The sequence below is a fragment of the Aliterella atlantica CENA595 genome, assembly GCF_000952155.1.
Taxonomy (GTDB): Bacteria; Cyanobacteriota; Cyanobacteriia; order Cyanobacteriales; family Chroococcidiopsidaceae; genus Aliterella; species Aliterella atlantica.
The window spans coordinates 83,430-108,366 of record NZ_JYON01000001.1 but is presented as its reverse complement, the minus strand read 5'-3'; the positions used below and the strand labels follow the sequence as shown (position 1 = coordinate 108,366).

General features: G+C 41.4%; 24 protein-coding genes and 2 tRNA genes. 12 read left to right on the top strand and 14 right to left on the bottom strand.

All coding sequences use genetic code 11. The features are described from left to right. Positions 1-143: 143 nt before the first annotated feature. Together UH38_RS00540 and UH38_RS00535 are read left to right on the top strand one after the other, a co-directional pair. Positions 144-803, top strand: a complete 660-nt coding sequence (locus UH38_RS00540; protein WP_045052656.1) for an NAD(P)H-binding protein — start codon at positions 144-146, stop codon at positions 801-803. A gap of 32 nt (positions 804-835) precedes the next feature. Then, a complete protein-coding gene (locus UH38_RS00535; RefSeq protein WP_045052655.1) occupies positions 836-1,561 on the top strand; it encodes a glycoside hydrolase family 24 protein in 726 nt (241 codons plus the stop codon). 96 nt (positions 1,562-1,657) lie between these two features. On the opposite strand, the gene glnA is transcribed toward UH38_RS00535, so the two are convergent. Beyond that, positions 1,658-3,079, bottom strand: a complete 1,422-nt coding sequence (gene glnA, locus UH38_RS00530; RefSeq protein WP_045052654.1) for a type I glutamate--ammonia ligase — start codon at positions 3,077-3,079, stop codon at positions 1,658-1,660. Positions 3,080-3,447: 368 nt separating this feature from the next. Between glnA and apcB the strand changes: the two genes are divergently transcribed. Next, positions 3,448-3,957 carry an allophycocyanin subunit beta gene (apcB, locus tag UH38_RS00525; RefSeq protein ID WP_045052653.1) on the top strand — a complete coding sequence of 170 codons (510 nt, stop codon included), beginning with the start codon at positions 3,448-3,450 and terminating at the stop codon, positions 3,955-3,957. 107 nt (positions 3,958-4,064) lie between these two features. After that, positions 4,065-4,382, top strand: a complete 318-nt coding sequence (locus UH38_RS00520) for a hypothetical protein (RefSeq protein ID WP_052672203.1) — start codon at positions 4,065-4,067, stop codon at positions 4,380-4,382. A gap of 260 nt (positions 4,383-4,642) precedes the next feature. On the opposite strand, the gene UH38_RS00510 is transcribed toward UH38_RS00520, so the two are convergent. Beyond that, positions 4,643-4,724: transfer RNA gene (locus UH38_RS00510), tRNA-Leu, on the bottom strand. Further along, entirely contained in the window at positions 4,703-5,578 is an 876-nt protein-coding gene (locus tag UH38_RS25195) for a M48 family metallopeptidase (protein ID WP_072044858.1), read from the bottom strand. Before UH38_RS25195 ends, UH38_RS00510 begins: the two co-directional genes overlap by 22 nt. Positions 5,579-5,830: 252 nt before the next feature. Between UH38_RS25195 and UH38_RS00505 the strand changes: the two genes are divergently transcribed. Together UH38_RS00505 and UH38_RS00500 are read left to right on the top strand one after the other, a co-directional pair. Then, positions 5,831-6,277 (top strand): Fur family transcriptional regulator, encoded by a 447-nt coding sequence (locus UH38_RS00505; protein ID WP_045052652.1) that lies wholly within the window; start codon positions 5,831-5,833, stop codon positions 6,275-6,277. Between the two features lie 90 nt (positions 6,278-6,367). After that, positions 6,368-8,056: a DUF3685 domain-containing protein gene (locus UH38_RS00500; protein ID WP_045052651.1), complete on the top strand. Its 1,689-nt coding sequence runs from the start codon at positions 6,368-6,370 to the stop codon at positions 8,054-8,056. A gap of 97 nt (positions 8,057-8,153) precedes the next feature. Here UH38_RS00500 and UH38_RS00495 read toward each other — a convergent pair whose 3' ends face one another. The 6 genes from UH38_RS00495 to UH38_RS00470 all read right to left on the bottom strand — a co-directional run bounded on the left by UH38_RS00495 (position 8,154) and on the right by UH38_RS00470 (position 13,342). Then, positions 8,154-8,504 (bottom strand): hypothetical protein, encoded by a 351-nt coding sequence (locus UH38_RS00495; RefSeq protein ID WP_045052650.1) that lies wholly within the window; start codon positions 8,502-8,504, stop codon positions 8,154-8,156. 428 nt (positions 8,505-8,932) lie between these two features. Next, positions 8,933-9,220, bottom strand: coding sequence for a hypothetical protein (locus UH38_RS00490; RefSeq protein WP_045052649.1), 288 nt, complete (start codon positions 9,218-9,220; stop codon positions 8,933-8,935). A gap of 370 nt (positions 9,221-9,590) precedes the next feature. Further along, positions 9,591-10,070 (bottom strand): DUF4383 domain-containing protein, encoded by a 480-nt coding sequence (locus tag UH38_RS00485; RefSeq protein ID WP_045052648.1) that lies wholly within the window; start codon positions 10,068-10,070, stop codon positions 9,591-9,593. 354 nt (positions 10,071-10,424) lie between these two features. Continuing rightward, positions 10,425-11,780, bottom strand: a complete 1,356-nt coding sequence (locus UH38_RS00480; protein ID WP_045052647.1) for a dihydrolipoyl dehydrogenase family protein — start codon at positions 11,778-11,780, stop codon at positions 10,425-10,427. A gap of 177 nt (positions 11,781-11,957) precedes the next feature. Beyond that, on the bottom strand, positions 11,958-13,013 hold the full coding sequence (gene cobD / locus UH38_RS00475; protein WP_045052646.1) for a threonine-phosphate decarboxylase CobD: 1,056 nt from the start codon (positions 13,011-13,013) through the stop codon (positions 11,958-11,960). Positions 13,014-13,039: 26 nt separating this feature from the next. Continuing rightward, on the bottom strand, positions 13,040-13,342 hold the full coding sequence (locus tag UH38_RS00470; RefSeq protein ID WP_268748856.1) for an HU family DNA-binding protein: 303 nt from the start codon (positions 13,340-13,342) through the stop codon (positions 13,040-13,042). A 316-nt stretch (positions 13,343-13,658) separates the two neighbouring features. On the opposite strand from UH38_RS00470, the gene UH38_RS00465 reads away from it, so the two are divergent. After that, positions 13,659-14,069 (top strand): acyl-CoA thioesterase, encoded by a 411-nt coding sequence (locus tag UH38_RS00465; RefSeq protein ID WP_045052644.1) that lies wholly within the window; start codon positions 13,659-13,661, stop codon positions 14,067-14,069. Positions 14,070-14,185: 116 nt separating this feature from the next. Here the strand turns inward: UH38_RS00465 and UH38_RS00460 are convergent, their stop codons facing one another. Together UH38_RS00460 and UH38_RS00455 are read right to left on the bottom strand one after the other, a co-directional pair. Next, the gene (locus tag UH38_RS00460) at positions 14,186-14,962 is read right to left on the bottom strand and encodes a TrmH family RNA methyltransferase (protein ID WP_045052643.1); all 777 of its coding nucleotides are present in this window, start codon (positions 14,960-14,962) and stop codon (positions 14,186-14,188) included. A 93-nt stretch (positions 14,963-15,055) separates the two neighbouring features. Then, positions 15,056-15,137, bottom strand: a tRNA-Leu gene (locus tag UH38_RS00455). Between the two features lie 362 nt (positions 15,138-15,499). Here UH38_RS00455 and murA point away from each other — a divergent pair. From murA to frr, 4 genes are all read left to right on the top strand, one after another. Beyond that, positions 15,500-16,897: a UDP-N-acetylglucosamine 1-carboxyvinyltransferase gene (gene murA, locus UH38_RS00450; RefSeq protein ID WP_082065266.1), complete on the top strand. Its 1,398-nt coding sequence runs from the start codon at positions 15,500-15,502 to the stop codon at positions 16,895-16,897. A 131-nt stretch (positions 16,898-17,028) separates the two neighbouring features. Further along, positions 17,029-17,922: an agmatinase gene (gene speB / locus UH38_RS00445; RefSeq protein ID WP_235354983.1), complete on the top strand. Its 894-nt coding sequence runs from the start codon at positions 17,029-17,031 to the stop codon at positions 17,920-17,922. A 305-nt stretch (positions 17,923-18,227) separates the two neighbouring features. After that, complete coding sequence (pyrH, locus tag UH38_RS00440; protein WP_045052640.1) at positions 18,228-18,956, top strand: UMP kinase; 729 nt, start codon at positions 18,228-18,230, stop codon at positions 18,954-18,956. Next, a complete protein-coding gene (frr, locus tag UH38_RS00435) occupies positions 18,943-19,491 on the top strand; it encodes a ribosome recycling factor (protein WP_045052639.1) in 549 nt (182 codons plus the stop codon). Before pyrH ends, frr begins: the two co-directional genes overlap by 14 nt. A gap of 46 nt (positions 19,492-19,537) precedes the next feature. Here frr and UH38_RS00430 read toward each other — a convergent pair whose 3' ends face one another. After that, positions 19,538-20,935, bottom strand: coding sequence for an aldehyde dehydrogenase (locus UH38_RS00430; RefSeq protein ID WP_045052638.1), 1,398 nt, complete (start codon positions 20,933-20,935; stop codon positions 19,538-19,540). 254 nt (positions 20,936-21,189) lie between these two features. After that, positions 21,190-22,335 (bottom strand): sensor histidine kinase, encoded by a 1,146-nt coding sequence (locus UH38_RS00425; protein WP_045052637.1) that lies wholly within the window; start codon positions 22,333-22,335, stop codon positions 21,190-21,192. A 355-nt stretch (positions 22,336-22,690) separates the two neighbouring features. Here UH38_RS00425 and UH38_RS00420 point away from each other — a divergent pair, with 355 nt between their 5' ends. After that, on the top strand, positions 22,691-23,137 hold the full coding sequence (locus UH38_RS00420) for a hypothetical protein (RefSeq protein WP_144405599.1): 447 nt from the start codon (positions 22,691-22,693) through the stop codon (positions 23,135-23,137). Here the strand turns inward: UH38_RS00420 and ureC are convergent. Beyond that, on the bottom strand, positions 23,134-24,831 hold the full coding sequence (gene ureC, locus UH38_RS00415) for an urease subunit alpha (protein ID WP_045052635.1): 1,698 nt from the start codon (positions 24,829-24,831) through the stop codon (positions 23,134-23,136). The genes UH38_RS00420 and ureC overlap by 4 nt on opposite strands. Between the last annotated feature and the right edge of the window lie 106 nt (positions 24,832-24,937).

Genomic DNA, 24,937 nt, shown 5'->3' with positions numbered 1-24,937 from the left:
GGATTCCCATTAGCGAGTCAATGTTTCACTCAAAAATTGGATCTTTATAAAATCTATATACTCCAGTGTTTTTCTGCGTGAATCTACAATGAAGAAATATGAGGTTTGAGTAAATTCTTGATTGGGAAAGCATAATTATTAATATGAAAGCATTTGTAGCAGGAGCAACAGGCGAAACGGGACGGAGAATCGTGCAAGAATTGGTAGCGCGAAATATTCCTGTCCGAGCTTTAGTTAGAGACTTAGAGCAAGCTAGAGCAGTTTTGCCCCAGTCAGCGGAATTAGTAGTTGGCGATGTATTAAAGTCAGATACTCTGAGCGAGGCTATAGGTGATAGCACTGTACTTTTGTGTGCTACTGGTGCTAAACCGAGTTTCGACCCTACAGGTCCTTATAAGGTAGATTTTGAAGGTACGAAACATTTGGTTGATGTTGCTAAAACTAAAGGAATTGAGCATTTTGTGTTTGTCTCTTCTTTGTGTACTTCTAAACTGTTGCATCCGCTAAACTTGTTTTGGCTGATTTTGGTGTGGAAGAAGCAAGCAGAGGAGTATTTGCAAAAAAGTGGCTTGACTTATACAATCGTGCGCCCTGGTGGGTTAAAAAATGAAGACAACACCAATAAAATTGTGATGTCTTCTGCCGACACGCTATTTGATGGCAGCATTCCTCGTACTAAAGTAGCGCAAGTATGCGTAGAAGCGCTATCGCAAGCAGCCGCCCGCAACAAAATTGTCGAAATTGTGGCTAAGGAAGAAGCACCAGAAAAAAGCTTTGCAGAGCTATTTACTAACGTGGCTTGATAAGTAGTTATTCTTAAGCGAGGATAGGGAAATTGGCGCGATTATCACTCCTAAAGGCTAATTTAAGCAAAGATAAAAAAAATTATGCACTTAAAAAGATTATTGCAGGTGCTAGTGCTGTTGTAGTGTTAGCGTTGTTACTGCAAAATCAGCCCATGCAGGATAAGCGATCGCGCCATGACCCTGTTTTTGGTTATTTGCCACCATTAGAGATGCAAGGGGGCGATCCTTACATTCGCGCGTTGATGCGGACAATTTCAGCTAGCGAAGCTAACGATCCGATGCCATACTCAATTCTCTACGGTGGTAGTCGAGTTGAAGATTTAAGCCGCCATCCAGAGGAGTGCATTACGATTATCGCTGGTCCGAATATCGGCAATTGTTCGACTGCGGCGGGACGCTATCAGATGATTAATATTACCTGGTATGAAAAAGCAGCCTTGTATCATCCCAATCCGCCAGGTTTAATGTTTTGGCGTTCCTACAGCTTCGAGCCAAAATATCAAGATGAAGTAGTATATGCATGGTTAAGCGATCGCACAGCCTGGGGAACAGATATTTCTCAACTACTACGCCAAGGAGAATTAAATCGAGTCCGACGGTTGTTATCTGGTACGTGGACAAGTCTAGGCTATGGCATAGAAGATAACACCGTCACCGGAAAATTGCCCCAGATTTACCAAAAAATGTTGCAAGAAGAATTACAGCAAGAACGCAACGCATCGCACCCCAACAATAATGATGATGTAGAGACGTAGCAGTGCTACGTCTAAAAAATATAGAAACCGTCCAAAAATCCCGAACAAAAAAAGCCGCCCGATTGTGGGCGGCGATCGCAATAAATTTGTTTTAACCTAGCAATCGTAATACAAGGAAAACTCGTAGGGGTGAGGACGCAAGCGCATCGGATTGATTTCTTTGTCTAACTTGTAGGTGATCCAATTTTCAATGAAGTCTTCAGAGAAAACGCCACTTTCAGTCAAGAAATCGTGATTATGCTCTAAGTTTTCTAAAGCTGCTTCCAATGAGCCAGGAGTAGAAGGTACTTTACTCAATTCTTCAGGACTGAGTTCGTAAATATCTACATCCAAAGGATCGCCAGGATCGATTTGATTTTTGATCCCATTTAGACCTGCACACAACATCGCCGAGAAGGCTAAATAAGGGTTGCAGCTAGGGTCGGGACAGCGGAACTCTAGGCGCTTTGCTTTGGGACTGTCGCCAGAGAGGGGAATCCGAATTGAAGCGGAGCGGTTGCCTTGAGAATAAGCTAGGTTTACTGGTGCTTCATAACCAGGCACTAATCGCTTGTAGGAGTTGATGCTGGGGTTGGTAAAAGCGAGAATTGAAGGCGCGTGCTTAATCAATCCGCCAATAAAATGCAACGCCAATTGACTCAATTTAGCGTATTTGTCTCCGCCAAACAGAGGTTGACCATCTTTCCAAATTGACATATGGGTGTGCATCCCCGTACCGTTGTCGCCAAACATGGGTTTGGGCATAAATGTTGCTGTTTTGCCGTATTTTCTGGCAACATTTTTGACAATGTACTTATAAGTCATGACATAGTCAGCAGCATTGACTAATGGCGCAAATCGAATTCCTAATTCGCACTGTCCGCCAGAGGCTACTTCATGGTGATGCTTCTCAATTGGTACGCCGCACTTGCCCATTGTTAGCAGCATTTCCGAGCGAATATCTTGCAGAGTGTCAGTTGGCGCGACTGGAAAATACCCGCCTTTATTAGCAATTTTGTAGCCCAAGTTACCGCCAGGTTCATTTCTACCTGCGTTCCATCCGCCTTCTACTGAGTCGATGTAGTAATAGCCTTGGTTTCCGGTTTGATCGAACCTAGCATCATCAAAGATAAAAAATTCTGGTTCTGGACCGCAAAAAACTGTATCTCCAATGCCACTAGCAATCAGATAGTCAATGGCTTTTTGAGCAATCGAGCGAGGATCGCGATCGTATAATTCGCCTGTACGAGGTTCGACAATCGTACAGATCATGCTTAATGTCGGTACTTCCATAAACGGATCGACCCAAGCTGTAGTTGGATCGGGTCGCATTGCCATGTCGGAGTTGTTAATTGCTTTCCAACCTCGAATACTGGAGCCATCGAAAGCAACGCCGTCGGTGAAAGAATCTTCATCAATTAGGCTGCGGTGGAAAGTACAGTGCTGCCAGATACCTAGCATATCCACGAATTTTAAATCAATTAGCTCGATGTTGCGATCTTGAATCATCTTCAAGACTTCTTGGGGTGTTTCAGGCATTATTGATGACTCCTTGTTTTGCCAATTCGCTCAAATCTAAAATTAATATCAAACTTGCCGCTGTTTGCAAGTAAGAACCGAACCTAAACTATGCTGCCTTTTGAATCATCCTAGAGATAGAATCGGGGGTAATTTTGTAGCTTACTACACAAAAAGCTATTTTCATCAACGTTACACAAGCTTTTTGCTACCGAGGAGTAAGTTGTGAGTCTCATAGTGGTCAAGTTTAGCTTAAGATCCTTATGGAGCTATTAGTCTGCTGTGGATGAGTAAAGTTTGTCATTTCTTTACACCGATTTGATGCTGACGGGCGATCGCAGCAAGTTAAAAATATCAAACATTAGATAGGAAAATTTGGAGAAAAATTCATGCGGGATGCAATAACAAGCTTAATTGGCACTTACGATGTTGCTGGTCGCTATTTTGACCGCAATGCAATGGACGATCTCAAGTCTTATTTTGCCACAGGTACAGCTAGAGTCCAAGCTGCAGCAGCTATCAACAGTAATGCAGCAGCAATTGTCAAGCAGTCTGGCTCTCAGTTGTTTGACGAGTTGCCTGAATTAATTCGTCCTGGTGGTAATGCCTATACTACAAGGCGCTATGCTGCTTGTTTGCGCGATATGGACTACTATTTGCGTTATGCTACTTATGCCTTGGTAGCTGGCAGTATGGACGTGCTAGATGAGCGCGTATTGCAAGGCTTGCGGGAAACTTACAATTCTTTGGGCGTGCCTATTGGTCCGACAATTCAAGGCATCCAAATTATGAAGAATATTGTTAAGGGGCAAGTTGCAAGCGCAGGTGTTGCTGATACTACGTTTGTAGATGAGCCGTTTGATTATATGACACGCGAGTTGAGCGAAGAAGATATCTAGACAGTGACCAGTGACCAGGTAACACTTGTCAGTAGTTACTGATTGATAAAAAGCGATCGCACATCTAGTAGGGAGGGCGATCGCTTTTCCTAAGATACGATAAAAGTATGACAACCAATCAGCCAGATACACCTAGTAATTTTGAAACCACAGTTTTATCAGAACTGCGGCAAATTAATCAGAGATTAGACCATTTAGAGAATGATGCACAGGATTTCAAGCTCAAACTAGAAAAATTTGACCTCAAATTAGAAAAAGTCGATTACAAGTTTGATACTTATCAAAGTGCTGCTGATAGCCTTGTCAGGCTAGCTACCACAATCATCGTAGCAGCGGCGACTGTTGCCGTATTGCCATCAGCTTTAAGCGCTATCTCTCCCCTAATTAATGCTTTGGTAACTAGCTTAGGAAGTAGTGGAACGTGATACACACACAAGCGCATAGCAGGGTGCGTTTTCAAAACGCACCCTACAAAAAAAGCGGGAAGATAATTATCTTCCCGCCGTTTCTTGTCTTTGCTATTGTCCTCTTTCAGCCTTTGCCGCATCATCTGCGTTTGCTTCTTGAGTTGTCTGGCTCTAGCTGTTCCGCCTTTGCCTTTTTTGTTTCTGCCTTCTTTACGAGGCGATTCCCACCGTTTTAAACGCTGGTGCATATAGTTTGCCCTCTATACGTGATTTGTAAGTGGGCAGGAGGAGACTCGAACTCCTACGGGTTTCCCCGCTGCATTTTGAGTGCAGTGCGTCTACCAATTCCGCCATCCGCCCTTATCTGAAGCTTTGCTAGTATAACCTATTGTATGAGTTTTTAGCAAGGACTGATAATCTTTTGTGGCTGCCCAGCGATCTATTTCTCTAGCCCGCAATACGGGTACTGGATGGCTTAGTTGTGACGTGCGTGCTGATTTGAGCATTTCCCCTAATTCGGTGTTGCTGATGTCGTCATAAGCGCGGGCTTGGGCGATAAATGCATCTAAGTTGAGTTGCGGCGCAAGTTGGGGAGAACCACCTGCTAGCTTCATAAGTAGGGACATGACTACTTTGGGGTTTTGAGTTGCTAGCAATGCCGCGCGATCGCAGGTAAACTCAGCACAGCGTACCCATTGTAATAATTGTGCTTGAATGTTTTGCGCGACAATTTCGCCCCAGGTAGGTATTTGGCTTGCTGCTAGTACCAGTAAGTTAATCGGTGTCAGGTAAACGCTATGGTCGCACTTTAGATGCCCTAATTCATGGGCAATTACTGCTTGGATTTCCTCTGGTGTAAGCAAATCTATCAAAGAAGTGTGCAATACTACAAACGGCTGTTTGCCCCGCATGGCAAAAGTGTAAGCGTTAGGGATTGGATGCTGGCGCACGTATAATTGGGGCGGTTCCAAGTCCAAAATTTTACAAGCTTCTAGGAGTAATTGGTGGTACTGCGGTAACTGGCATTCGCCAACAAGCACGCTAGCAGCAATATTTTCCACATAAAAAAACTGCTCTGCTAATGGTCCTAGCAGATTCCGCACTATCATGTCTATACCAGGTATTTGCTTGATAGCTTTGGTTGATTCTAAGTCTAAGGGATGACGAAATTCGTCTGCTTTTAAACCAATCAGCGGGGTTTTGGATAAAGACATTGGCTATCTTAAGGTACAAAAATATATTAAAACGAGCGCGATCGCCCTTATCTGCAATCATAGCGAATCTGTGGGGACTGCCTGGTTGATGTAGACGTTTAACCCCTTTTTAGGATAAAGTTGTAATGAGTTTACTTTACTTTTGATACTACACTTGGCGCTATACCTAGTTCATTTAGAGTAGGCATAGCACGTTCGGAAAACTAATCTATTAGTAGGTAGACATTCGAGCTACCGAAACAAACTATAAGTATGCAAAAAGAGGCGGCAACTATAAAACCAATTCGCTCCCTTGAAGATGCTGTAGATCGGTGTCAAACTCTAGGTATGCGTTTAAGCCGCCAACGTCGCTTTATTTTAGAGCTACTTTGGCAAGCGAAAGAACACTTATCAGCAAGGGAAATATACGATCGCTTGAACCAGCAAGGCAAGGAAATCGGTCATACTTCTGTATATCAGAACCTAGAGGCGCTTTCTAGCCAAAATATTATTGAGTGCATCGAACGCTCTGATGGGCGATTGTATGGCAATATTAGCGATTCTCACAGCCATGTGAACTGTTTGGATACAAATCAGATCCTAGATGTTGAGGTAAAATTACCAGAAGAGTTGCTCCAGCAAATCGAGGAGCAAACTGGAGTGAAAATTACTGACTATACTGTTAACTTTTTTGGTTATAAGCAGTCAGAGACAGCGTAAACAGCCAAGTTGGAGTGAGATAATTGAAAATCGCCAAGCTGAAACTGTATCAATTTTCTTTGCTCCAACAAGCTTGCGGTTAATGGTAGTATGAGCGATCGCGCCCTTCGGCTACTGTTAATTGATAATGACCCGATTTTTTGTACGGGGTTACAGGTACTTTTAGAAGAATTTAGCGATATAGCAGTAGTTGCAGCCGATAGCGATAGTAATGTTCTGCAAATACTAGCAACAAGCGATCGCTCTTTAATAAATTTAGTCGTATTGGCGCTAGATGCAGATGGTAGTAACTTTGCTATAGTTCAGCAAATTAAAGCTCAGTACCCTAACTTACCTATATTGCTACTAGGTACAGTACCCGCAAGCCAATTATCCACAGCAAAAGCAGTCGGTGTAGAAGGGTATTGTCCTAAAGGTAGCTCAATTTCTGAAGTTGTAGCGATCGCGCGTCAAGTAGCAGCAGGACAATCTTACTGGACTACAGACATTGCGGCTATTCCTAGGTTAAATATTTTTAGCACAATTAGAGAAAACTGGCGCTTGTCTGGGTTGCAACAAATCGACTTTACCTTAACTCAAGTAACAGCGCAATTACAAATTCCTGGGCTTACAGTATTAGAAAGGGCTATTTTATCAGGACAAAGGCGAGAATTGTTAGCTTCTCGCTGGTTAGTCAATCAATTATTGAAACCGTCGCAAGTTGAAATTAGTAATAGTACCTTTGCAGGAAATTTAACTACTTCTAGTCTTACATATCGGCAAGATTTGGCTTTATTACCTACTCAAACTAGCAACAATTCTCAACTAACTCAAATATCAGCTAGTATATTTGCTTCTGTGCAAGCAAAGTTACAATTTAGCCTAGATAATTTGACTGGAGTACCGCTAGAAATAGATTTACTTAGAGAAGATAGAAAAAGAGAATTATTAGCTACAGTTTTAACAAAAGTTAGCAATATTGTGGCTCAACTACAATTTGCTCAAGTCAAAAGCGCACAATTACCAAAAATGAAAGCAGTAATTGTGCAAGACTTATGGCAAACATCAACAGTAGAATATTTTGGTAAGTATTCAACGATTTTAGTAGGCGAACAAAATATAGAAATTGCTAACTACTTACTTCAAGATGTGCTAATTGTGCAGACAGGAATATTGAATAAAATTCCTTTAGTTATACAGTTATTTTCTTACTTATTATTTGATACTCCTTTAGTAGTCGATAATGTAGCTTATTCTGTTGGTAGTCCTGAAGCAATGGCAAGAGCAGAAATAATCTTGCAAAATTTAATAGTTGAAATAGCAAACGCTGTAGTACAGCCGTTATTAAATAGATTGGCTGATGTAGAAGTAGTCAAACAAAACTTTTACGATCGCAGTCTAATTTCTAATCGCGAAATAGAACGATTTAGAAATAGTTTATCTTGGAAGTATCGCTTTAAAGAATATATCGACGAGCCAAAAAAGATATTTGAAAGTCGGTATGAGTTATTTATACTTGCCGAAAGAGGGATTGCCAAACTACCGATTTATGCTCCTCGCAATCAAGAATTAAAACAACTTTCTGGTATTCCAGCCATAGTAACTTTAGCGTTAGAATTTAGAGATGCGATCGCACCAAGATTAAGAGCAGCAGTGGCATTTTTAGGTAGTGGCGTTGTCTACGTGCTTACGCAAGTAGTTGGTAGAGCTATAGGCTTAATTGGACGTGGTATATTACAAGGTTTAGGCGGCTCTTTACCGCAGAATAAGTACGGTAAAGATAGCGAACGATTTAAGTAAACTTTGCTTGAGTTTTCGGTATCAAATTCCGTACATAAATTTTAATTTTGAAAGAAAGTTAAACGCCAATCCAATTTGCCTGCACCTAACAAACTTTCTAACATTCGTCGCTAGTTCTACAATCGAGATAAGCTTGAATTGATAGTATGTATAAATTAACTGCTTGTGTGTATGCTTTGGATGCTTGCAAGCGTGTCTGCAAAGCATCCACATATAGATATGTAGAATATAACCTCTGACATTGCAATAATGAAGCGTACATTAGTGATTGTTGTGCATGATATTGAATGAGTAAGCCATATTCTTCAATTTCACAACCGTAGTTCGGTACAACCTGGCTATGTTTTTGTAGCCACTTGCCTACTGCTTCTACCATTTCGCCATGTTTTTGGATAGTAAGTGCATTGCTCTTTGCTCTGTATGCTCTAACTGAGAAAAATCTCTGCATAGTTAGTTATATCACTTTGAGCTTAAGCATAAATATAGCTGCTAGTAAAAGTTAGCAAGCAAGTATATGTAGCTAAAGTCAAGCTATTTGTTTGTGGCACTTACACAATACAAATATTTAGCTGTACTCTTTTCTACTAGATGATAGAGATAATATTAATTTGGTGAGATGATTTAAATACAATTCCCTGTTGAAAATAAAAGGTGCTGTTCATAGCAAAGTTGTTGTTTTCAGAATATCTACTGTAGTTTCTTAGTGCTTCGTGTAAAAAAAAACACATTAATTACCGTAAGTATAACAATAAAAAATTACTTTGTATGGTTTGAAAACACTGTGTCTAAATAAAAAAAGCACGGTTTTACAGCGCTAGTTACTAAGTTTTTAATTCATGTACAAACTAATTATTGGATAACTTAATTAAATAGGAATTAGTAAGCTTCAAAGGTAGCTCGCTTAATACCTTTAGCATATATGTTCATCGTGCAGCGATCGCGCTGTTCAAACTCAAAATCTAAGTCGATTTCTAGATTTATCGCTCTAAACTTATATGTACTTGAAGGAGAAAGTTGAAAAGTGAAATTAGGCACATCTACTACAAGCTTTTCATCTCGAACAGATAACTGCCAAGTCGTTCCAGTCACAGAATTATAAAAGGAAGTGGTTTTACCTGTATTTTTTATTTCTTGAAAAATAGTAAACTCGCGTTTAAGATTCATAAAATTAGATTGGTAAATGCTTTTTTACTACAATGTTACTGCTACAAAGCAATTTTTGTCATTTACTCTCAAGTAATACTAGCACTTTAATTACTATACTTAAGAGCAGCGAAGAAAATATACGAAAGTATAATACTACTTATTAGATTAATTACTAAAGCTTCAATATTTTACCTCCCTAATACTGAAGTTAATATTAAGTTTGCTTGTTATTATTAATACGTAGAAAGTAAATATATGATTTTTCAAACTAAGAAAAGCAGTAAAATCGATCGATTTTACTGCTACAAAATGATTGCTGATGATGCATCACTCATTAGTGGTAGGGACTTGTATCCAAATTAATTACGAATTATTAGCTCAAGTACCATTAAAGATTTTGCGCCACACCAGTATCAGTTACCTTAGCTGGGATAATAACTCCGTAGTAAATTGTAGCTGTTGCTGCAAGAGCATTGAACCAAACATTGTGACCAAATAAAGGCATTAAGCCGAATGCTGTATTAGCAAATGGTAGCAATCCCATAATCGCAATTACAATATAACCCACAGCAAAAGCACGATTAAATACACGGGCGCTACTTAGGCTGGTATAAGAAGTAATTCCCAAAATTCCAACAGCACAACGTACGAGGTTGTGCAAGAAATTGGTAGCAAATAACCCAAATACATAGCCAAATCCAGCGGAATAAGCGCTATGAGACTTATCTAAAGGGACAAAAGATGCATCGGTTCCAGGTAAGGAAACTAACCCTGGAATAAATCCAGCTATACCTATAAGCAAAAACAGAATACCGATGCCTAGCGCAAAGTAACGCTCTACAATACCAATTGTGTTCGTTTTATCCATGCTATTTATTAACCTAAAAATGTTGGCAGTAAGCTTGCTGCTTTAGTTGAACTTTCCAGCAGTTAAAAAACTTGACACTTCTTATTCAACTGATATTTCAACTTTGAAACTCTATCAAAAGAGGTTACTAAAGCTAACAGAGAAATGTGTCACTCAATACACACATTAGAATTGCATAGGTTCTTAAATTGATGGACAAGGGGGACAAAGAAGACAAGGAAGTTAGAATTGCATAAGTCTTTAAATTGATGGATAAGGGGGACAAGGAAGAAAGAGCTACAGATTGCTTACTTTTGCAAGAAATATATTAAAATCCAAAAAATCCATTGTAATTATTGATACGCTAGCTTCGACTTATGTAGAGAGTAATCGATCGCTAGCAATTTGGGCAAAAACTTCCGAAAAGCTAGGATATATAGGTGCAAACTGCGCGACCGCATTTAACTTGATTTTTTGGGCGATCGCTAAACTAATAACATTAATTAACTCTATAGAATGAGAACCTACAATTGTTGCGCCCAAAATTTCCCCATTCCGGCGCACTACTAATGTACACGTACCTGTAGTTTTAGCCTGCAAATGCGCGGCGGCTATTGTTTTGAAATGTTGTTGCAATACTAAAACATCGCTGTAAAACTGTTTGGCTTTGGTTTGGGTTAATCCTACTTGCGCTACTGGTGGCTGAGAAAAGATTGCCCAGGGAATGCTGTGATAATTTACTTTTAACCTGGGTAACGATAAGGCATTATTTACAGCAACTTTTGCTTCGTAGTTAGCGATATTAGCAAACCTATAACCGCCAATAACATCGCCGCCAGCGTAGATATGGGGGTTAGTAGTTTGGAGTTGAGGATTTACTACTATACCTCGACGATGCCATTTGACTTCTACCAACTCTAGATTTAAATCTGCAACATTCGGCTGGTAGCCAACACAAATAATAACTTCATCAGCTTCAATAGCGCGATCGCCTGCTTGAATCCATTTTTGGCGATCGATTTGCTTAATTTGTGTCACAGGCGTATCTGTTAGCACGCGCACGCCCTCAGCTTCTAAAATTGCTTGTAATAGTTGGGCTATATCTGAATCTAGTCCAGCGACAATACGGGGACGTTTGACAATTAGAGTAATGTTAAAGCCTAACTTTGTTAAAGTTTGCGCCAGCATCACGCTATCGGGATTACCGCCAATAATCACCCAATCTTTGGCTGAATTTGCAGCTAGACGTTGCCAAATAGTCTTAACTGTGAGGTAATCTGTATTTTGCAGCCCTTCAATATCTGGAATTGTCGGCTGACTGCCTGTGGCTATCAGATATGCTTTGGCTAAAAGCTGACGGTTGTCGGCGCTAAAAGCTAACGGTTTTTGATTGGTAAATCCTCCATTGCTAGCAATTACATCTACTCCTAAAGCGGATAATGTAGCTAGGGAATTTTGCTCGTCTATATTGGCGATCGCATTTTTAGCCCATTGGCTAACTTCTGTAATTCCTATAGAAACTGGGTACTCACCAGGTAGCAAAAATTGCTGTGAATCTAATGCCTTGAGCCGATTTACAGCATGAGGCGCTAGCACGTCGAATAAGGGGGTTGTTTGTGTTGCCAAAGGTTCCACAAGAGCAACTTTTTTAGCGCCCTGGTGGATGGCGCGAACAGCCGCATAGCGCCCTTCTAAAGAGCCGCCAATAATTACTAAATCGTATTCCGCCATGATAATTCGTAATTCGTAATTCGTAATTAAAGACAAAATTAATAATTAATTCATTTAGGTTGCAAGCCATGCGAGCTTTTAGGATAGAATTTTCTATCTTGAAACGTCGCGCCCTGAATTTATTCATGGGGTAATAGTGCGCGAATTGTCGCCTTGTGGTTTGCACATAAAATGGCGCTAACAGAGGGCTTGAATTGCTTGAATTAGACGCTCGTTTTGATTATTTAAGCGTACAGCTACGCGGAAGTAGCGATCGCCAAGTTCGGGAAAACTTAAGCAATCGCGGATTAAAATTTGATGTTCCTTGAGTAAGCTTTGTTGCAAATGAGATGTAGAACGCTCGGAATGCACTAACAAAAAATTAGCCGCACTCTCCAATGGTTGTAATCTGGGGATTTGTTTTAAGCCTGCAAACAATTGGTTTCTAGCCTCTGGTAGCCATGCCCAAGTTTGCTGTTGAAAGGTTGTATCTTGAATGACGGCTAAGGCAGCAGCTTCGGCTAGAGTGTTGACAGCCCAAGGATCGCGCATTGCTTGCCAGCGTTGCAGCGTTTGAGGATGAGCGATCGCATAGCCCAAACGCAAGCCAGGTAAGCTGTAGAATTTGGTTAGCGATCGCAGTATGACTAAATTTGGATACTTTTGAATTTGCGTTATTAAGCTTTGTTCTCGATCTGGGGGCAAAAAGTCCATAAATGCTTCGTCTACGACTACCAAAGCAAATTGCTCTAAGTAGGGCAGGATTTGTTCGCGTTTAAATAACTTACCAGTAGGATTGTGGGGGTTATTTAGCAGCAAACCGCATTTATGGGCGCGATCGGGGGTAGATACATTTAAGTCCTGTTTGTCTAAAACAAGAGGACAAGGCACAACATTTGCCGCAAATGCGTTGAGGCTGCGCCAGTAGTCGCTAAAAGCTGGAGTAATTAGAACTGTAGATTCTAATTGGGCTAAGTCCCAACCTGCCCAGGTAAGTAATTCTGCCGAGCCATTACTCGGCAGAATCCAATCGGGCGGTAATTGATGCAATTTACCTAAAGCCGTTCGCAATTCCCAGTAGTTGGGATCGGGGTAGTGGCTGAGGTTATCTAGATTATCTACCAGCGCCGCGATCGCACTTTTGGGCGGTCCCAAAGGGCTAATACTGGCAGAAAAATCTAAAATTGCATCAGGAGGACAGCCTGCTAGTGCTGCTGCCCAGGCTAAATTTCCTCCATGTACGGGCTGTGTCAATGGTTGGTTCCGCTTGCTTGTAACTTTTAGTCGTCTCCTGGTGCGACTTTTTCCCTAAACAATTTTCCGGCTGAAAATGCTGGTACTCTTGTCGCGGGAATGCTCATTTTTTCGTTGGTTTTGGGGTTGCGTCCTTCGCGTTCTTTGCGTTCGCGCGACTCAAATGAGCCAAAGCCTACTAATGTTACTTTGTCGCCAGATGATACAGCTTCGACGATAGTTTCTAAAGCTGCTGTTAGAACTGCGTCGGCTTGTTTTTTGGTTACGCTAGCCTTTTCAGCTACGGCATCAACCAGTTCACCTTTATTCATTTTAGTCTCCTTGTTAATTACCACAAAAATTTCTGCCGCCAAGATGTCGAGCGTTGATTCAACTCTCAATGGCTGAAACTTGCGTAAATTGGATATTTCACTGAATCATTCTAAGGCGCGATCGCCCGATCTGGATCGTTAGAACCTTTAAGATATATGGATTTCGGGATTTTTTTCCTAATATTCGCTCTTTTAGCCGATTTTTTCGGATGGTTTTGTAGAGTATTTTGGTTAAATCAGGGCAAATTCAGCTATTATTTGCTTTTTTCTACTTGTTTGAGCGGCAATATACAAACTGGCTGTTTCAGGCGCATTACTAGGTGATTTTTTCTATATGAAACCATTTATTACTAATTTGCGCGTCAGACACTACGAAATGGACGCTTTAGGACACGTTAATAACGCTGTTTATCAAAGTTATTTAGAACAAGCAGCGATCGAACACTCTGAACATTTAGGCTTGACGTTAGATGTCTATCGCCAATTAGGCGGTGTTTTTGTGATGCGGCGCTTAGAAATCGACTATTTACGTCCGGCTGTTGCTGGAGATTCTTTAGATATTGCTACTTGGCTGCAACAATTACGAGGTCCTCGTGCTATTCGGCGCTACGAGATCCGCCAGCATGACAGCGAACCTCTGTTAGTTACTGCTGAGGCTATGTGGGTATGGGTAGAAGCTGCAACGATGCGCCCTAGAGCAATTCCGAAATTAATTCAAGAAAGTTTTAACGCAGCCAACACTTAAGAAACCTCTTGCATAAGTCTTTAATTTATCAGACAAGGAGGAAAAAGATAAGAATGCCTACTTTTGCAAGAATTCTCAGGAATATATTACAGTCGCTAAATTTGTCTTCATAGCGCTCATTTTGACTTTTGGCGTTGAGCTTCGTATAGGAGTAAAGCTGCGGCGATCGCTACATTTAATGACTCTACGCCCCCACTTAGAGGAATGCTAACTTGCTTGTTAGCGATCGCTGACAATTCGCTTGATAATCCTGCCCCTTCATTGCCTAATAAAATTATTGTCGGCTGCTGCCAATTTATTTGCCAATATATCAACTTAGCATCAGGTAAAGTAGCGACTATTTGCATTCCGGCGCGTTGACACTCCAGGCAAGTCCCTTTGAGATCGGAACTTATAGCCATTGGTAAGCGAAACCATTGCCCAGCACTTGCTCGTAATACTTTAGGGTTATCTATATCTACACTATCTTGACTCAACCACAACCCAGTTGCACCCGCCGCCGCTGCTGTGCGGATAATTGTGCCTAAATTGCCTGGATCTTGAATTGTTTCTAACGCCAAAATTAATCCAGTATGAGGTAATTTAGCTGAGGGCTGTCTTTTTGCTATTGCTACAACACCATCTGGCTGTACTGTAGTTGCGATCGCTTTTAAAACATCTTCACTAACGATTTCGGCTCTTTGCGCCTTTAAACAAAGCTGTTGCCACAAATCGGAGTGCGTAACTTGCCATTGCTGAGTACAGCAGGCGCTATTTAAGGGATAATTGACTTGACAGGCTGCTTCTACTAAGTGAGTACCTTCAAGCAGAAATAAATTTTGCGATCGCCGCTCCTTAGCAGTATGCAGCTTACGTATTTGTTTAATTAAAGGATTCTGTAAACTCGTTAGCATTTAGCTTCTAGCGGGTTAGCTAGGTCTTTTCCCTTCCTGCAAAAGTAACTCAGCGAACTGGTCACTGGTCACTGGTCACTGGTCACTGATTAATGCGGAACCCGGGACTTGAACCCGGAAGCCTTGCGGCACTAGAACCTGAATCTAGCGCGTCTGCCAATTCCGCCAGTTCCGCTTGTAATATCGATTTTCACGACAATTTATTATCTTCGCTCAAATAAAAGCCAATGTCAATAATATAAAAAAGATTAATTTAAGTATTTTATATGTACTAATACTTCAATCTTTAGAAATAGCGATCGCGCGAATAAAATTAGCAAATTTTTAACTATAGATAGCTTGCGTATAACGGTTTCGGGTGCAAAACTACTGACAAGTTGTTTAACGCTAGTCATGTCTTGGGCAATTTTTGCCAGTGTAAATACGGGATAGCAAATATACTCAATAAAAAAAGTTGCGCGAATCCCCTAGTTTTACGGATGGCAGTTATCAATGTAGAATCAAGACCAAATTCAATTATGTAAAAATACTCAATGAATTTCGGAGGATAAACTTATTACTACTCATCAAGCCTTAATTCCTACTCTACCCTCTCCTGATGCAGATCCAGCCGTATTACAAGTTTGGGGTGGTTCCTCCTTGCAAGGACACGTCAAAATTAGCGGCGCAAAAAATTCGGCTTTAGTTTTAATTACTGCTGCCCTACTATGTTCTGAAGATTGTCGCCTCCGCAACGTCCCTTCTTTGGTAGACGTAACGCGCATCGGTCAAATCCTCGTATCGTTAGGAGTGAAATTAAAACAACAAGACGATATTTTAAATATCAATGCTAGTACGATCTCTAAATCGAAAGCACCCTACGAATTAGTTAGCCAATTGCGGGCAAGTTTCTTTGCGATCGGTCCTTTACTAGCTAGACTAGGCTCTGCCTGCGTTCCCTTACCAGGTGGTTGTACGATTGGTGCTAGACCTGTTGCTTTACACGTCCGAGGCTTGCAACTAATGGGCGCTGACGTGCAGATCGAGCATGGGATGGTAAATGCTCATGTAAGAGGCAACAGAGGCAGGTTGCAAGGCGCAAAAATTTACTTAGACTACCCCAGCGTCGGCGCAACGGAAACGTTGATGATGGCGGCTACTTTAGCCCAAGGGGAGACAATTATCGAAAATGCTGCTCAAGAACCAGAAGTTGTCGATTTAGCAAATTTCTGTAATTCAATGGGAGCAAAAATTCGCGGCGCAGGCACTAATACAATTGTAATTTCTGGCGTTTCGCGCTTGCACTCTACCGATTACTCAATTATTCCCGATCGCGTAGAAGCAGCAACATTTTTAGTTGCTGGGGCAATTACTTACTCGGAAATAAGTATGTCGCCTGTAGTTCCCGAACATTTGACAGCAGCGATCGCCAAGTTACAAGATATTGGCGTACAAGTAGTTACCGAAGGCTCGGATTGCTTGCGGGTTATTCCCAGTCACAATCTAGTAGCAACAGATATCGAAACTTTACCTTATCCTGGCTTTCCTACAGATATGCAAGCTCAGTTTATGGCATTGCTGGCGCTAAGTGAAGGCAACAGTTTAGTTTCAGAAACGGTGTTTGAAAATCGCTTGCGTCACGTACCAGAGTTAAACCGCATGGGCGCAGATATTCGCGTCAAAAACAATCATGCAATTATTCGTGGCGTACCGCTATTAACTGGCGCACCAGTTGTAGCTACAGATTTAAGAGCGTCTGCTGCTTTGGTTTTGGCTGGTTTAGCAGCCCAAGGTAAAACTACAATTCAAGGCTTGCATCATTTAGATCGCGGCTACGAAAATTTAGAAGCGAAGTTCTTAGGATTAGGTGCTAAGTTAGAGCGCGTACCTCAATCAGTTGCAATAGCAAATGATGCTTTTAGTCCAATTAATTCTGATGCTTTAATTTCGTCTTAGTGGTGTGGGGAGTGGGGATTAGTTGCTCTTCCTCACTCTGTTTTTTATTAAAACAATTTATAACTTTTGCTTTTAAACTACGTCAAAGTCCTGTTGCTAAGATTATTAGAGAATTTATTTAATATATTGTGATGAGCCAAACTTCTACTTTAGCGCTGCCATTTATGGGACCAGATGTAGCAGCAGATTATCAAGAGGCAAAGGTGGTTATTTTGCCTATTCCCTATGAGGCAACAACTACCTATCGCCGAGGTTGCGAACATGGACCAGACGCAATTTTGGAGGCATCGCAACAAGTAGAATATTACGACGAAGAATTAGACAAAGAAACTTGCTGCGAAGTGGGCATATATACCCATGAAGCGATCGCCGATACGCGCTCCGCTCAAGTAACGGCAGAACAAATGTTGCAAGTTACTCAAGAAACAGTTCACAAGCTAATTTGCGATGATAAATTCGTTATTGCTTTAGGCGGCGAACACAGCATCACTACAGGCGTTGTTGCAGCGTACCGTCAAGCACATCCGAATGAAGCTTTTACAGTAGTACAAATAGACGCTCACGGTGATTTGCGCCATGAATACGAAGGATCAATTCACAATCATGCTTGCATCATGCGGCGAGTTGTCGATATGGGTTTACCTACAGTACAAATTGGTATTAGAGCAATTTGTAAGGAAGAAGCAGACTTAATTAAAGAGAAAAACTTAACTGTATTTCGGGCGCGAGAAATTGCCGCAAACACAAATTGGATTGAAAAAGCAGTTGCAAGTATTCACACGCAAAAAGTATTTCTCACCATAGATTTAGATGGTATCGATCCGACCTTAATCCCTGGTGTAGGTACGCCCGAACCTGGAGGATTGAGTTGGTACGCTATAACTACATTTTTGCATCAAGTATTTACCAAGCATCAAGTAATTGGCTGCGACGTAATGGAGTTAGCACCAATAGTAGATTCAGTAGTTTCAGAATTTACAGCAGCCAAGTTGGTTTACAAACTAATCGGCTATCAACATATTTAAGGACAAGGGGGTTAGGGGGATCGGGAACATGGAAGAATTGTTATCTCGCTCCCCCTGTAGTCCTCTTTTCCCTGCTCTCTGCACCATTATTTTAATTACGAAGTACGAATTATTTCCCTGCTCTCTGCACCATTATTTTAATTACGAATTACGAATTACGAATTACGAATTATTTCCCTGCTCTCTGCACCATTATTTTAATTACGAATTACGAATTACGAATTACGAATTAAACAGCCTTCCCGAACGCTACGCGCTACTGCTATCTTTAATTGGAAGCGAGAACTGAAATCAAGCGGTGTTGCATGGGTAAACCTTACGGACGCATTCTACTAAAATTGAGTGGTGAAGCTCTGATGGGCAATTTGGGTTATGGTATCGATCCTAAAGTGGTACAAGAAATTGCCGCAGAGGTAGCAGAAATTGTAAAAAGTGGTACTCAAGTCGCTATTGTAGTAGGTGGTGGGAATATATTTCGTGGGGTCAAAGCGTCGGCGGCAGGCATGGATCGGGCAACAGGTGACTATATTGGGATGATTGCTACGGTAATGAATGCTTTAACACTCCAAGACTGCTTGGAAAGGTTAGAAGTGCAGACGCGAGTCCAAACAGCGATCGCTATGCAAGAAGTCGCAGAACCTTACATCCGGCGGCGGGCTATTCGCCATCTGGAAAAAGGACGTGTAGTAATTTTTGGCGCGGGTTCGGGTAATCCTTTCTTTACTACTGATACTACGGCAGCTTTACGGGCAGCAGAAATTGATGCTGAAGTGATTTTTAAAGCTACTAAGGTTGATGGAGTCTACGACAGCGATCCGCACGTTAACCCCCAAGCTAAACGCTATCAAACTTTAAACTACGTCCACGTCCTAACTCAAGATCTGCGAGTTATGGATAGTACGGCGATCGCTTTGTGCAAAGAAAATAATATCCCGATTTTGATCTTCGATCTGTCTGTAAGGGGTAATATCCAACGGGCAGTAATGGGAGAATCGATAGGTACTATTGTCGGAGGTTTTTGTGAAGTTAGCTGAAGCTGAAAGTACGATGCAAAAGACTGTAGAGGCGACTTTACGCTCTTTTAACACGATTCGCACAGGTCGCGCTAATGCGAGTCTATTAGATAAAGTGATGGTGGACTATTATGGTTCGCCTACTCCCTTAAAGTCATTGGCGAATATTAATACACCCGATTCTAGTACGATTACCGTTCAACCATACGATCGCAATACGTTGAATTTGATCGAAAAGTCTATTTCCTTGTCAGATGTAGGTTTAACTCCTAATAATGATGGTTCGCTAATTCGTCTCAATATTCCGCCGTTGACAAGCGATCGCCGTAAGGAATTTGTTAAATTAGCTGCAAAATACGCAGAAGAAGGGCGCGTAGCTATTCGCAGCATCCGCCGCGATGCGATCGATTCGATTCGCAAGCAGGAAAAAAATGGCGAACTATCAGAAGATGAATCGCGCGATCGTCAAGACGATCTGCAAAAGCTGACAAATAAGTACATTGCTAAGATTGACGATTTGTTAGCTGAAAAGGAAAAAGACATTACAACTGTTTAGTTGCATCCCTTTTGGTTAATCGGGTACAGGCAATGTCTGTACCCAATTATTTAAGTCCAATTACTTGCTTTAGCAGTGATAATTTTTCTGCATAAGGAGCATAGCGCCAATTAAAGTCGAGGCGGAAAGATTTATTTAGGATGCTTTTGAAATGAGAAAATGTATCAAAACTAGCTTTGCCATGATAGCTACCCATCCCGCTATCGCCTACACCCCCAAAGGGTAAAGTTGAAACCCCACACTGCATTACAGTGTCGTTGATACAAACTCCGCCAGATGAGGTTGATTGACAGATTTGTTGCTGGAAGTTGCGATCGCGCGAGAAGATATATAAAGCTAATGGTTTAGGCTTTTGGTTGATAATTGCGATCGCATCGGTTAAATTGTCGTAGGCAATAACAGGTAAAATTGGACCAAAAATTTCCTCTTGCATAATTGCATCTTCTGGCGATATGCGATCGATGACTGTAGGGGCAATATAACGTTCTGTAGCATTAGTTTCACCGCCAATGATAATTTCTCCAGCTTGCAACAGGTTTGTTAAACGGAAAAATTGTTTTTGGTTGATAATTCTGGCATAATCTGGGCTTGTAGCTGGATTATCGCCGTAAAATTCTTGAATGTATCTTTTGATATTGGCTAATAAATCTTGTTTAATTTTGCGATTTACTAAAATATAGTCGGGAGCGATGCAAGTTTGCCCTGCATTGATAAATTTGCCCCAAACTATTCGTCTTGCCGCAACTTCAATATCTATATCAGTATCAACAATACAAGGACTTTTTCCGCCAAGTTCTAGAGTAACTGGCGTTAGATGTTTTGCTGCCGCTGCCATGACAATTTTGCCTATGGCTGTGCTACCCGTAAAAAAGATGCGATCGAACTTTTGTTGCAGTAGTTCTTGACTAACTTCTACATCCCCTTCTACTACTGCTAGATAAGCTGGATCGAAGTATTTGGCAATTAAATCTGCTAGGCATTTTGACGTATTAGGCGCATATTCTGAAGGCTTAATAATTGCACAATTTCCAGCAGCGATCGCACCTATTAATGGCGATATATTTAATTGAAATGGATAATTCCACGCCCCAATTATTAATACTACTCCTAATGGTTCCGCGCAAATACTACCAGAACCAGGCATTTGCTCTAAAGGTATTGCTACTTTTTGCGGTTTTGCCCAAGATTTAAGATGCTTGAGGGCGTAGTCGATTTCTTTGGTTACGGAAATTTCTGCAGCGTAAGTCTCAAACTGTGGCTTGTTTAAATCTGCTTTTAGTGCTGCTACTATTTTTGTTTCGTTTTCAATAACTGCTTGCTTTAATATTTTTAGCTGCTCGATCCTAAAATCTATGTTTTTAGTTTTACCGCTAGTAAAAAATTCGCGTTGACTGTCGATAAGATTGCTAGAGGTTGAGCTAATTTCTTTATTTTGTAGATGCATCAAAGCAACCTCCGCTGAAAGTGAAATTTTGATAAAGTATTATGTCTTTACGCGCAAATACATTGACTTTTATGATACTATAGTTATAGTTGAAATCTGTGCAAAAATATCATAAAAGTTAATATTTCCATTATAGCATTCTAACAAAAAATTTGTTCCTTGTACAGCTAAAAGACTCAATTCCTTGCCTTTTTTTGTTAAGTAATGTATCTAATTTAAATAGATTAGATTACCTCAAGCAGCGCTTGCTAATTTTAGGATGATTTGTCTGAGGACTGCATAGGCAAATACACAGTAAACACGCTACCTTTACCTAGCTCAGATTTAAGTTGAATCGTACCTTGATGAGCCTCAGCAATGCGGCGAGATAGATACAAACCTAAACCACTGCCCGATCGCTTGTGGCTGCCTTGACGGAAGCGCTCGAACAAAACTGCTTGTTCGTCTGGGGCAACTCCCTGACCTGTATCGGCGACTTCTATGGCAACATAACTAGAACTCGATTGCTGCTTGGCAGCTAGATTTGCTGGCGCTAAGGAGGAATGCAGGCGAACTGTAACCTCACCAGCATCGGTAAATTTAATAGCATTGCCAATCAAATTAGTAAACAAGCGATGGAGTTCTAAGCGATCGCCCATAACTTTACCTATTTGCATCTTGTCATCAAATTCTGCTTGCAGTGATAGTTTTTTCTCCAAAGCTAAAGGAGTAAGTTCTTTAATCACTTCTGGCAACAACTGACGCAAATCGACAGGCATAAAGCTTAAAGTTTTACGCCCTGCTTCAAAGCGATAGACTTCAAGCAGTGTATTTACCATTTGCAGCAAATTTTGGTTGCTGCGAGCCATTGTCACAATTGCTTCTTGCATAGTCGCAGACATTTCGCCTAAAGCTCCCTGACTAAACAGCGCCAACATTCTGTCTGCGGCAACTAGCGGCGTGCGTAAATCGTGGGTGAGACGAGAGACATAATCTTCTCTTTGCCGAGCAATTTGGTCGCGCTCGTCTACACTATGCTTGAGACGCAATAAACTGCGGACTCGTGCCATCAATTCGTCTACTTCTACAGGTTTGCGGATAAAATCATCTGCTCCCATATCTAACCCTTGTGCCACGCTAGGCTTATCGTGGGCGGTGATTAACAGAATGGGAATAAAAGATAATTTGGTATTTTGCCGAATCCGCTTTGTTACCTCAAAACCATCCATTCCTGGCATCATTACATCTAGCAAAACCAGATCGGGAGGCGATTGTTCGATTTGGGCAAGAGCCGAAGCACCATCTTCCGCAGTGGCGATCGCATATCCTTCTTCTTCCAAAATAGTTTGAATCAGGAATACGTTATCAGGAGAGTCATCTACAACAAGTATGCGGTCAGTATTAGCTATTGGCGAACTCATGGAAGGAAACGTTTGCTATAAGGTTAAGTTTTTTAACATATCTTCTATCTGTATCATTTTTTCCTTTGAGGTGGCAATTAACCTCATACTTGCGAAGGATTATTTATGCTGCTATATACTTCCGATTGCGGTTGACTGACACGCAATCGGGAAATTAGTAACAATTGATACCGAACAAATTGATAAGTTTAGTAAGATCTAGCGGATGAATCAAAGCTGTGAGTATTTTTGTCAAATCTAGTATAGATTTTATCTAGAAATTGTTGATAAAAATTGTAGACTCGACTAGCTCTAAGTTTAAGATGATTGTGCGATCGCAAGTTATATTTAAAAGCGCTTTTTCCAGGTAATTACTATGAGGATACCTATTTTCCAGGCATCAAGGCGAAGAAACAGTCGTTACCCAGTAAGAAAACGTCCATTACGCCTCAGTTCAGTATTGAAAGCAACGATTAGTAGCTTATTTTTAGCAGGTTTGGGTTGGATCTGGCTATCGTTATTATCAGATGGTCATTTTGCGATTGGTGGGATTCCAGCACCAGTAGCGATCGCCTTGTTAGAAAATGAAACAGCAAGAAAAGCTTATTTTGATGGCGATAACCAAACGCTACACGCACAAATGCAGCAAATGGATATAGAAGCAAAAATGAAAATTTACTTGCGATCGCAAATTGAGGACGAGACAAAATTAGACCAACACGTTAACCAAATTTTGTACGATCGCACAGGATATATAAGCTCCGCCTACCAAGTTAATTCCCAAGGAATTTTAGTTCTCAAGAAACTTGAAGCGAAAAACTAGAACAAAAAGTACCTCTGAGCTAGCGGTAATATAGTAGCTGGTTCGCAAGTAAGTAGCACTCCGTCAGCTTTGACTTCATAAGTTTCAGGATCTACCTCAATGCGAGGCAAAGCAGCATTTAATTTCATATCTTGCTTGCTAATGTTCCTAGTATTTGCCACCGCAACAGCAGTTTTTCGCAAGCCTAGCTGACTGGGAATATGATTATCTAGACCAGCTTGAGAAATAAATGTCAAAGAAGTAGCAGACTTAGCACCGCCAAAACTAGCAAACATCGGGCGCATATGTACTGGTTGAGGCGTAGGAATACTAGCATTAGCATCGCCCATTTGCGCCCAAGCGATCGCGCCGCCTTTGATGACTATATCTGGCTTCACGCCAAAAAAAGCAGGTCGCCACAGACATAAATCTGCTAGCTTGCCAACTTCAATTGAACCTACATACTGAGAAATGCCGTGAGCGATCGCCGGATTAATTGCATATTTCGCTATATACCGCTTTGCCCGAAAGTTATCGTTGCGATCGCTATCTTCAGCTAAATGTCCGCGCTGCACCTTCATTTTATGCGCGGTTTGCCAAGTACGGATAATTACTTCGCCAACTCTACCCATCGCCTGAGAATCAGAAGAAATCATGCTAAAAGCGCCCAAATCGTGCAGGATATCTTCAGCCGCGATCGTTTCGCGGCGGATGCGCGACTCAGCAAAAGCAACATCTTCAGCTATCGCCGGATCGAGGTGATGGCATACCATCAGCATATCTAAGTGTTCGTCTAAGGTATTGAGCGTATAAGGGCGTGTAGGGTTGGTAGAAGAAGGTAAAACATTACTTTCGCCGCAGACTTTGATAATATCTGGGGCATGACCGCCGCCTGCGCCTTCAGTATGGTAAGTATGGATAACGCGATTTTTGAAAGCAGCGATCGTTGTTTCCACAAAACCAGCTTCGTTGAGGGTATCTGTGTGGATAGCTACTTGTACGTCATAGTCATCAGCAACACTCAAACAAGTATCAATAGCTGCGGGAGTAGTACCCCAATCCTCGTGCAATTTTAACCCCATTGCTCCGGCTGTGACTTGTTCGATTAGTCCTTGAGGTTGGCTGCTATTACCTTTACCCAAAAAGCCCAAATTGACGGGAAAAGCATCAGCAGCTTGCAGCATCCGATGAATGTACCAAGGACCAGGAGTACAAGTTGTCGCATTTGTACCTGTAGCAGGTCCCGTACCGCCGCCAATCATCGTCGTAATCCCAGATGCGATCGCTACTTCTATTTGCTGCGGACAAATAAAGTGAATGTGACTGTCAATACCGCCTGGTGTAACAATCGAGCCTTCCCCAGCTACTACTTCTGTACCAGGACCGATAATAATATCGACGTTATCTTGAATATATGGATTGCCTGCTTTACCAATTTTAAAAATTCGCCCTTCTTTGACACCAATATCTGCTTTGACAATTCCCCACCAGTCGAGAATTAAGGCATTGGTAATAACTAAATCTACTGCTCCATCAGCATTAGATATCGGCGATTGTCCCATCCCGTCGCGGATTACCTTACCGCCGCCAAACTTGACTTCATCGCCGTAGGTAGTTAAGTCTTGTTCTACTTCAATAAATAACTCTGTATCGGCAAGGCGGATGCGATCGCCCACTGTCGGACCATAAGTTTCAGCGTAGGCGCGGCGATCCATGCGATAGCTCATAAATTTACTCAAAAAATGCTAATTTTGTCCTTCTTGGCATTGTATATTGCTGGTTGAAAGTAGTTTTGAGTTTTGAGTTCTAAGTTTTGAGTTG

Coding starts and splice junctions, on each gene's coding strand:
- UH38_RS00460 (WP_045052643.1), bottom strand. CDS start 14,962: ATGCTAACGAGTTTACAGAATCCTTTAATTAAACAAATACGTAAGCTG.
- UH38_RS00505 (WP_045052652.1), top strand. CDS start 5,831: ATGCAAAAAGAGGCGGCAACTATAAAACCAATTCGCTCCCTTGAAGAT.
- UH38_RS00490 (WP_045052649.1), bottom strand. CDS start 9,220: ATGAATCTTAAACGCGAGTTTACTATTTTTCAAGAAATAAAAAATACA.
- glnA (WP_045052654.1), bottom strand. CDS start 3,079: ATGCCTGAAACACCCCAAGAAGTCTTGAAGATGATTCAAGATCGCAAC.
- ureC (WP_045052635.1), bottom strand. CDS start 24,831: ATGGATCGCCGCGCCTACGCTGAAACTTATGGTCCGACAGTGGGCGAT.
- UH38_RS00540 (WP_045052656.1), top strand. CDS start 144: ATGAAAGCATTTGTAGCAGGAGCAACAGGCGAAACGGGACGGAGAATC.
- UH38_RS00495 (WP_045052650.1), bottom strand. CDS start 8,504: ATGCAGAGATTTTTCTCAGTTAGAGCATACAGAGCAAAGAGCAATGCA.
- pyrH (WP_045052640.1), top strand. CDS start 18,228: ATGGGTAAACCTTACGGACGCATTCTACTAAAATTGAGTGGTGAAGCT.
- UH38_RS00420 (WP_144405599.1), top strand. CDS start 22,691: ATGAGGATACCTATTTTCCAGGCATCAAGGCGAAGAAACAGTCGTTAC.
- UH38_RS00500 (WP_045052651.1), top strand. CDS start 6,368: ATGAGCGATCGCGCCCTTCGGCTACTGTTAATTGATAATGACCCGATT.
- UH38_RS00485 (WP_045052648.1), bottom strand. CDS start 10,070: ATGGATAAAACGAACACAATTGGTATTGTAGAGCGTTACTTTGCGCTA.
- UH38_RS00425 (WP_045052637.1), bottom strand. CDS start 22,335: ATGAGTTCGCCAATAGCTAATACTGACCGCATACTTGTTGTAGATGAC.
- UH38_RS25195 (WP_072044858.1), bottom strand. CDS start 5,578: ATGTCTTTATCCAAAACCCCGCTGATTGGTTTAAAAGCAGACGAATTT.
- UH38_RS00480 (WP_045052647.1), bottom strand. CDS start 11,780: ATGGCGGAATACGATTTAGTAATTATTGGCGGCTCTTTAGAAGGGCGC.
- UH38_RS00430 (WP_045052638.1), bottom strand. CDS start 20,935: ATGCATCTACAAAATAAAGAAATTAGCTCAACCTCTAGCAATCTTATC.
- speB (WP_235354983.1), top strand. CDS start 17,029: ATGAGCCAAACTTCTACTTTAGCGCTGCCATTTATGGGACCAGATGTA.
- UH38_RS00465 (WP_045052644.1), top strand. CDS start 13,659: ATGAAACCATTTATTACTAATTTGCGCGTCAGACACTACGAAATGGAC.
- UH38_RS00520 (WP_052672203.1), top strand. CDS start 4,065: ATGACAACCAATCAGCCAGATACACCTAGTAATTTTGAAACCACAGTT.
- apcB (WP_045052653.1), top strand. CDS start 3,448: ATGCGGGATGCAATAACAAGCTTAATTGGCACTTACGATGTTGCTGGT.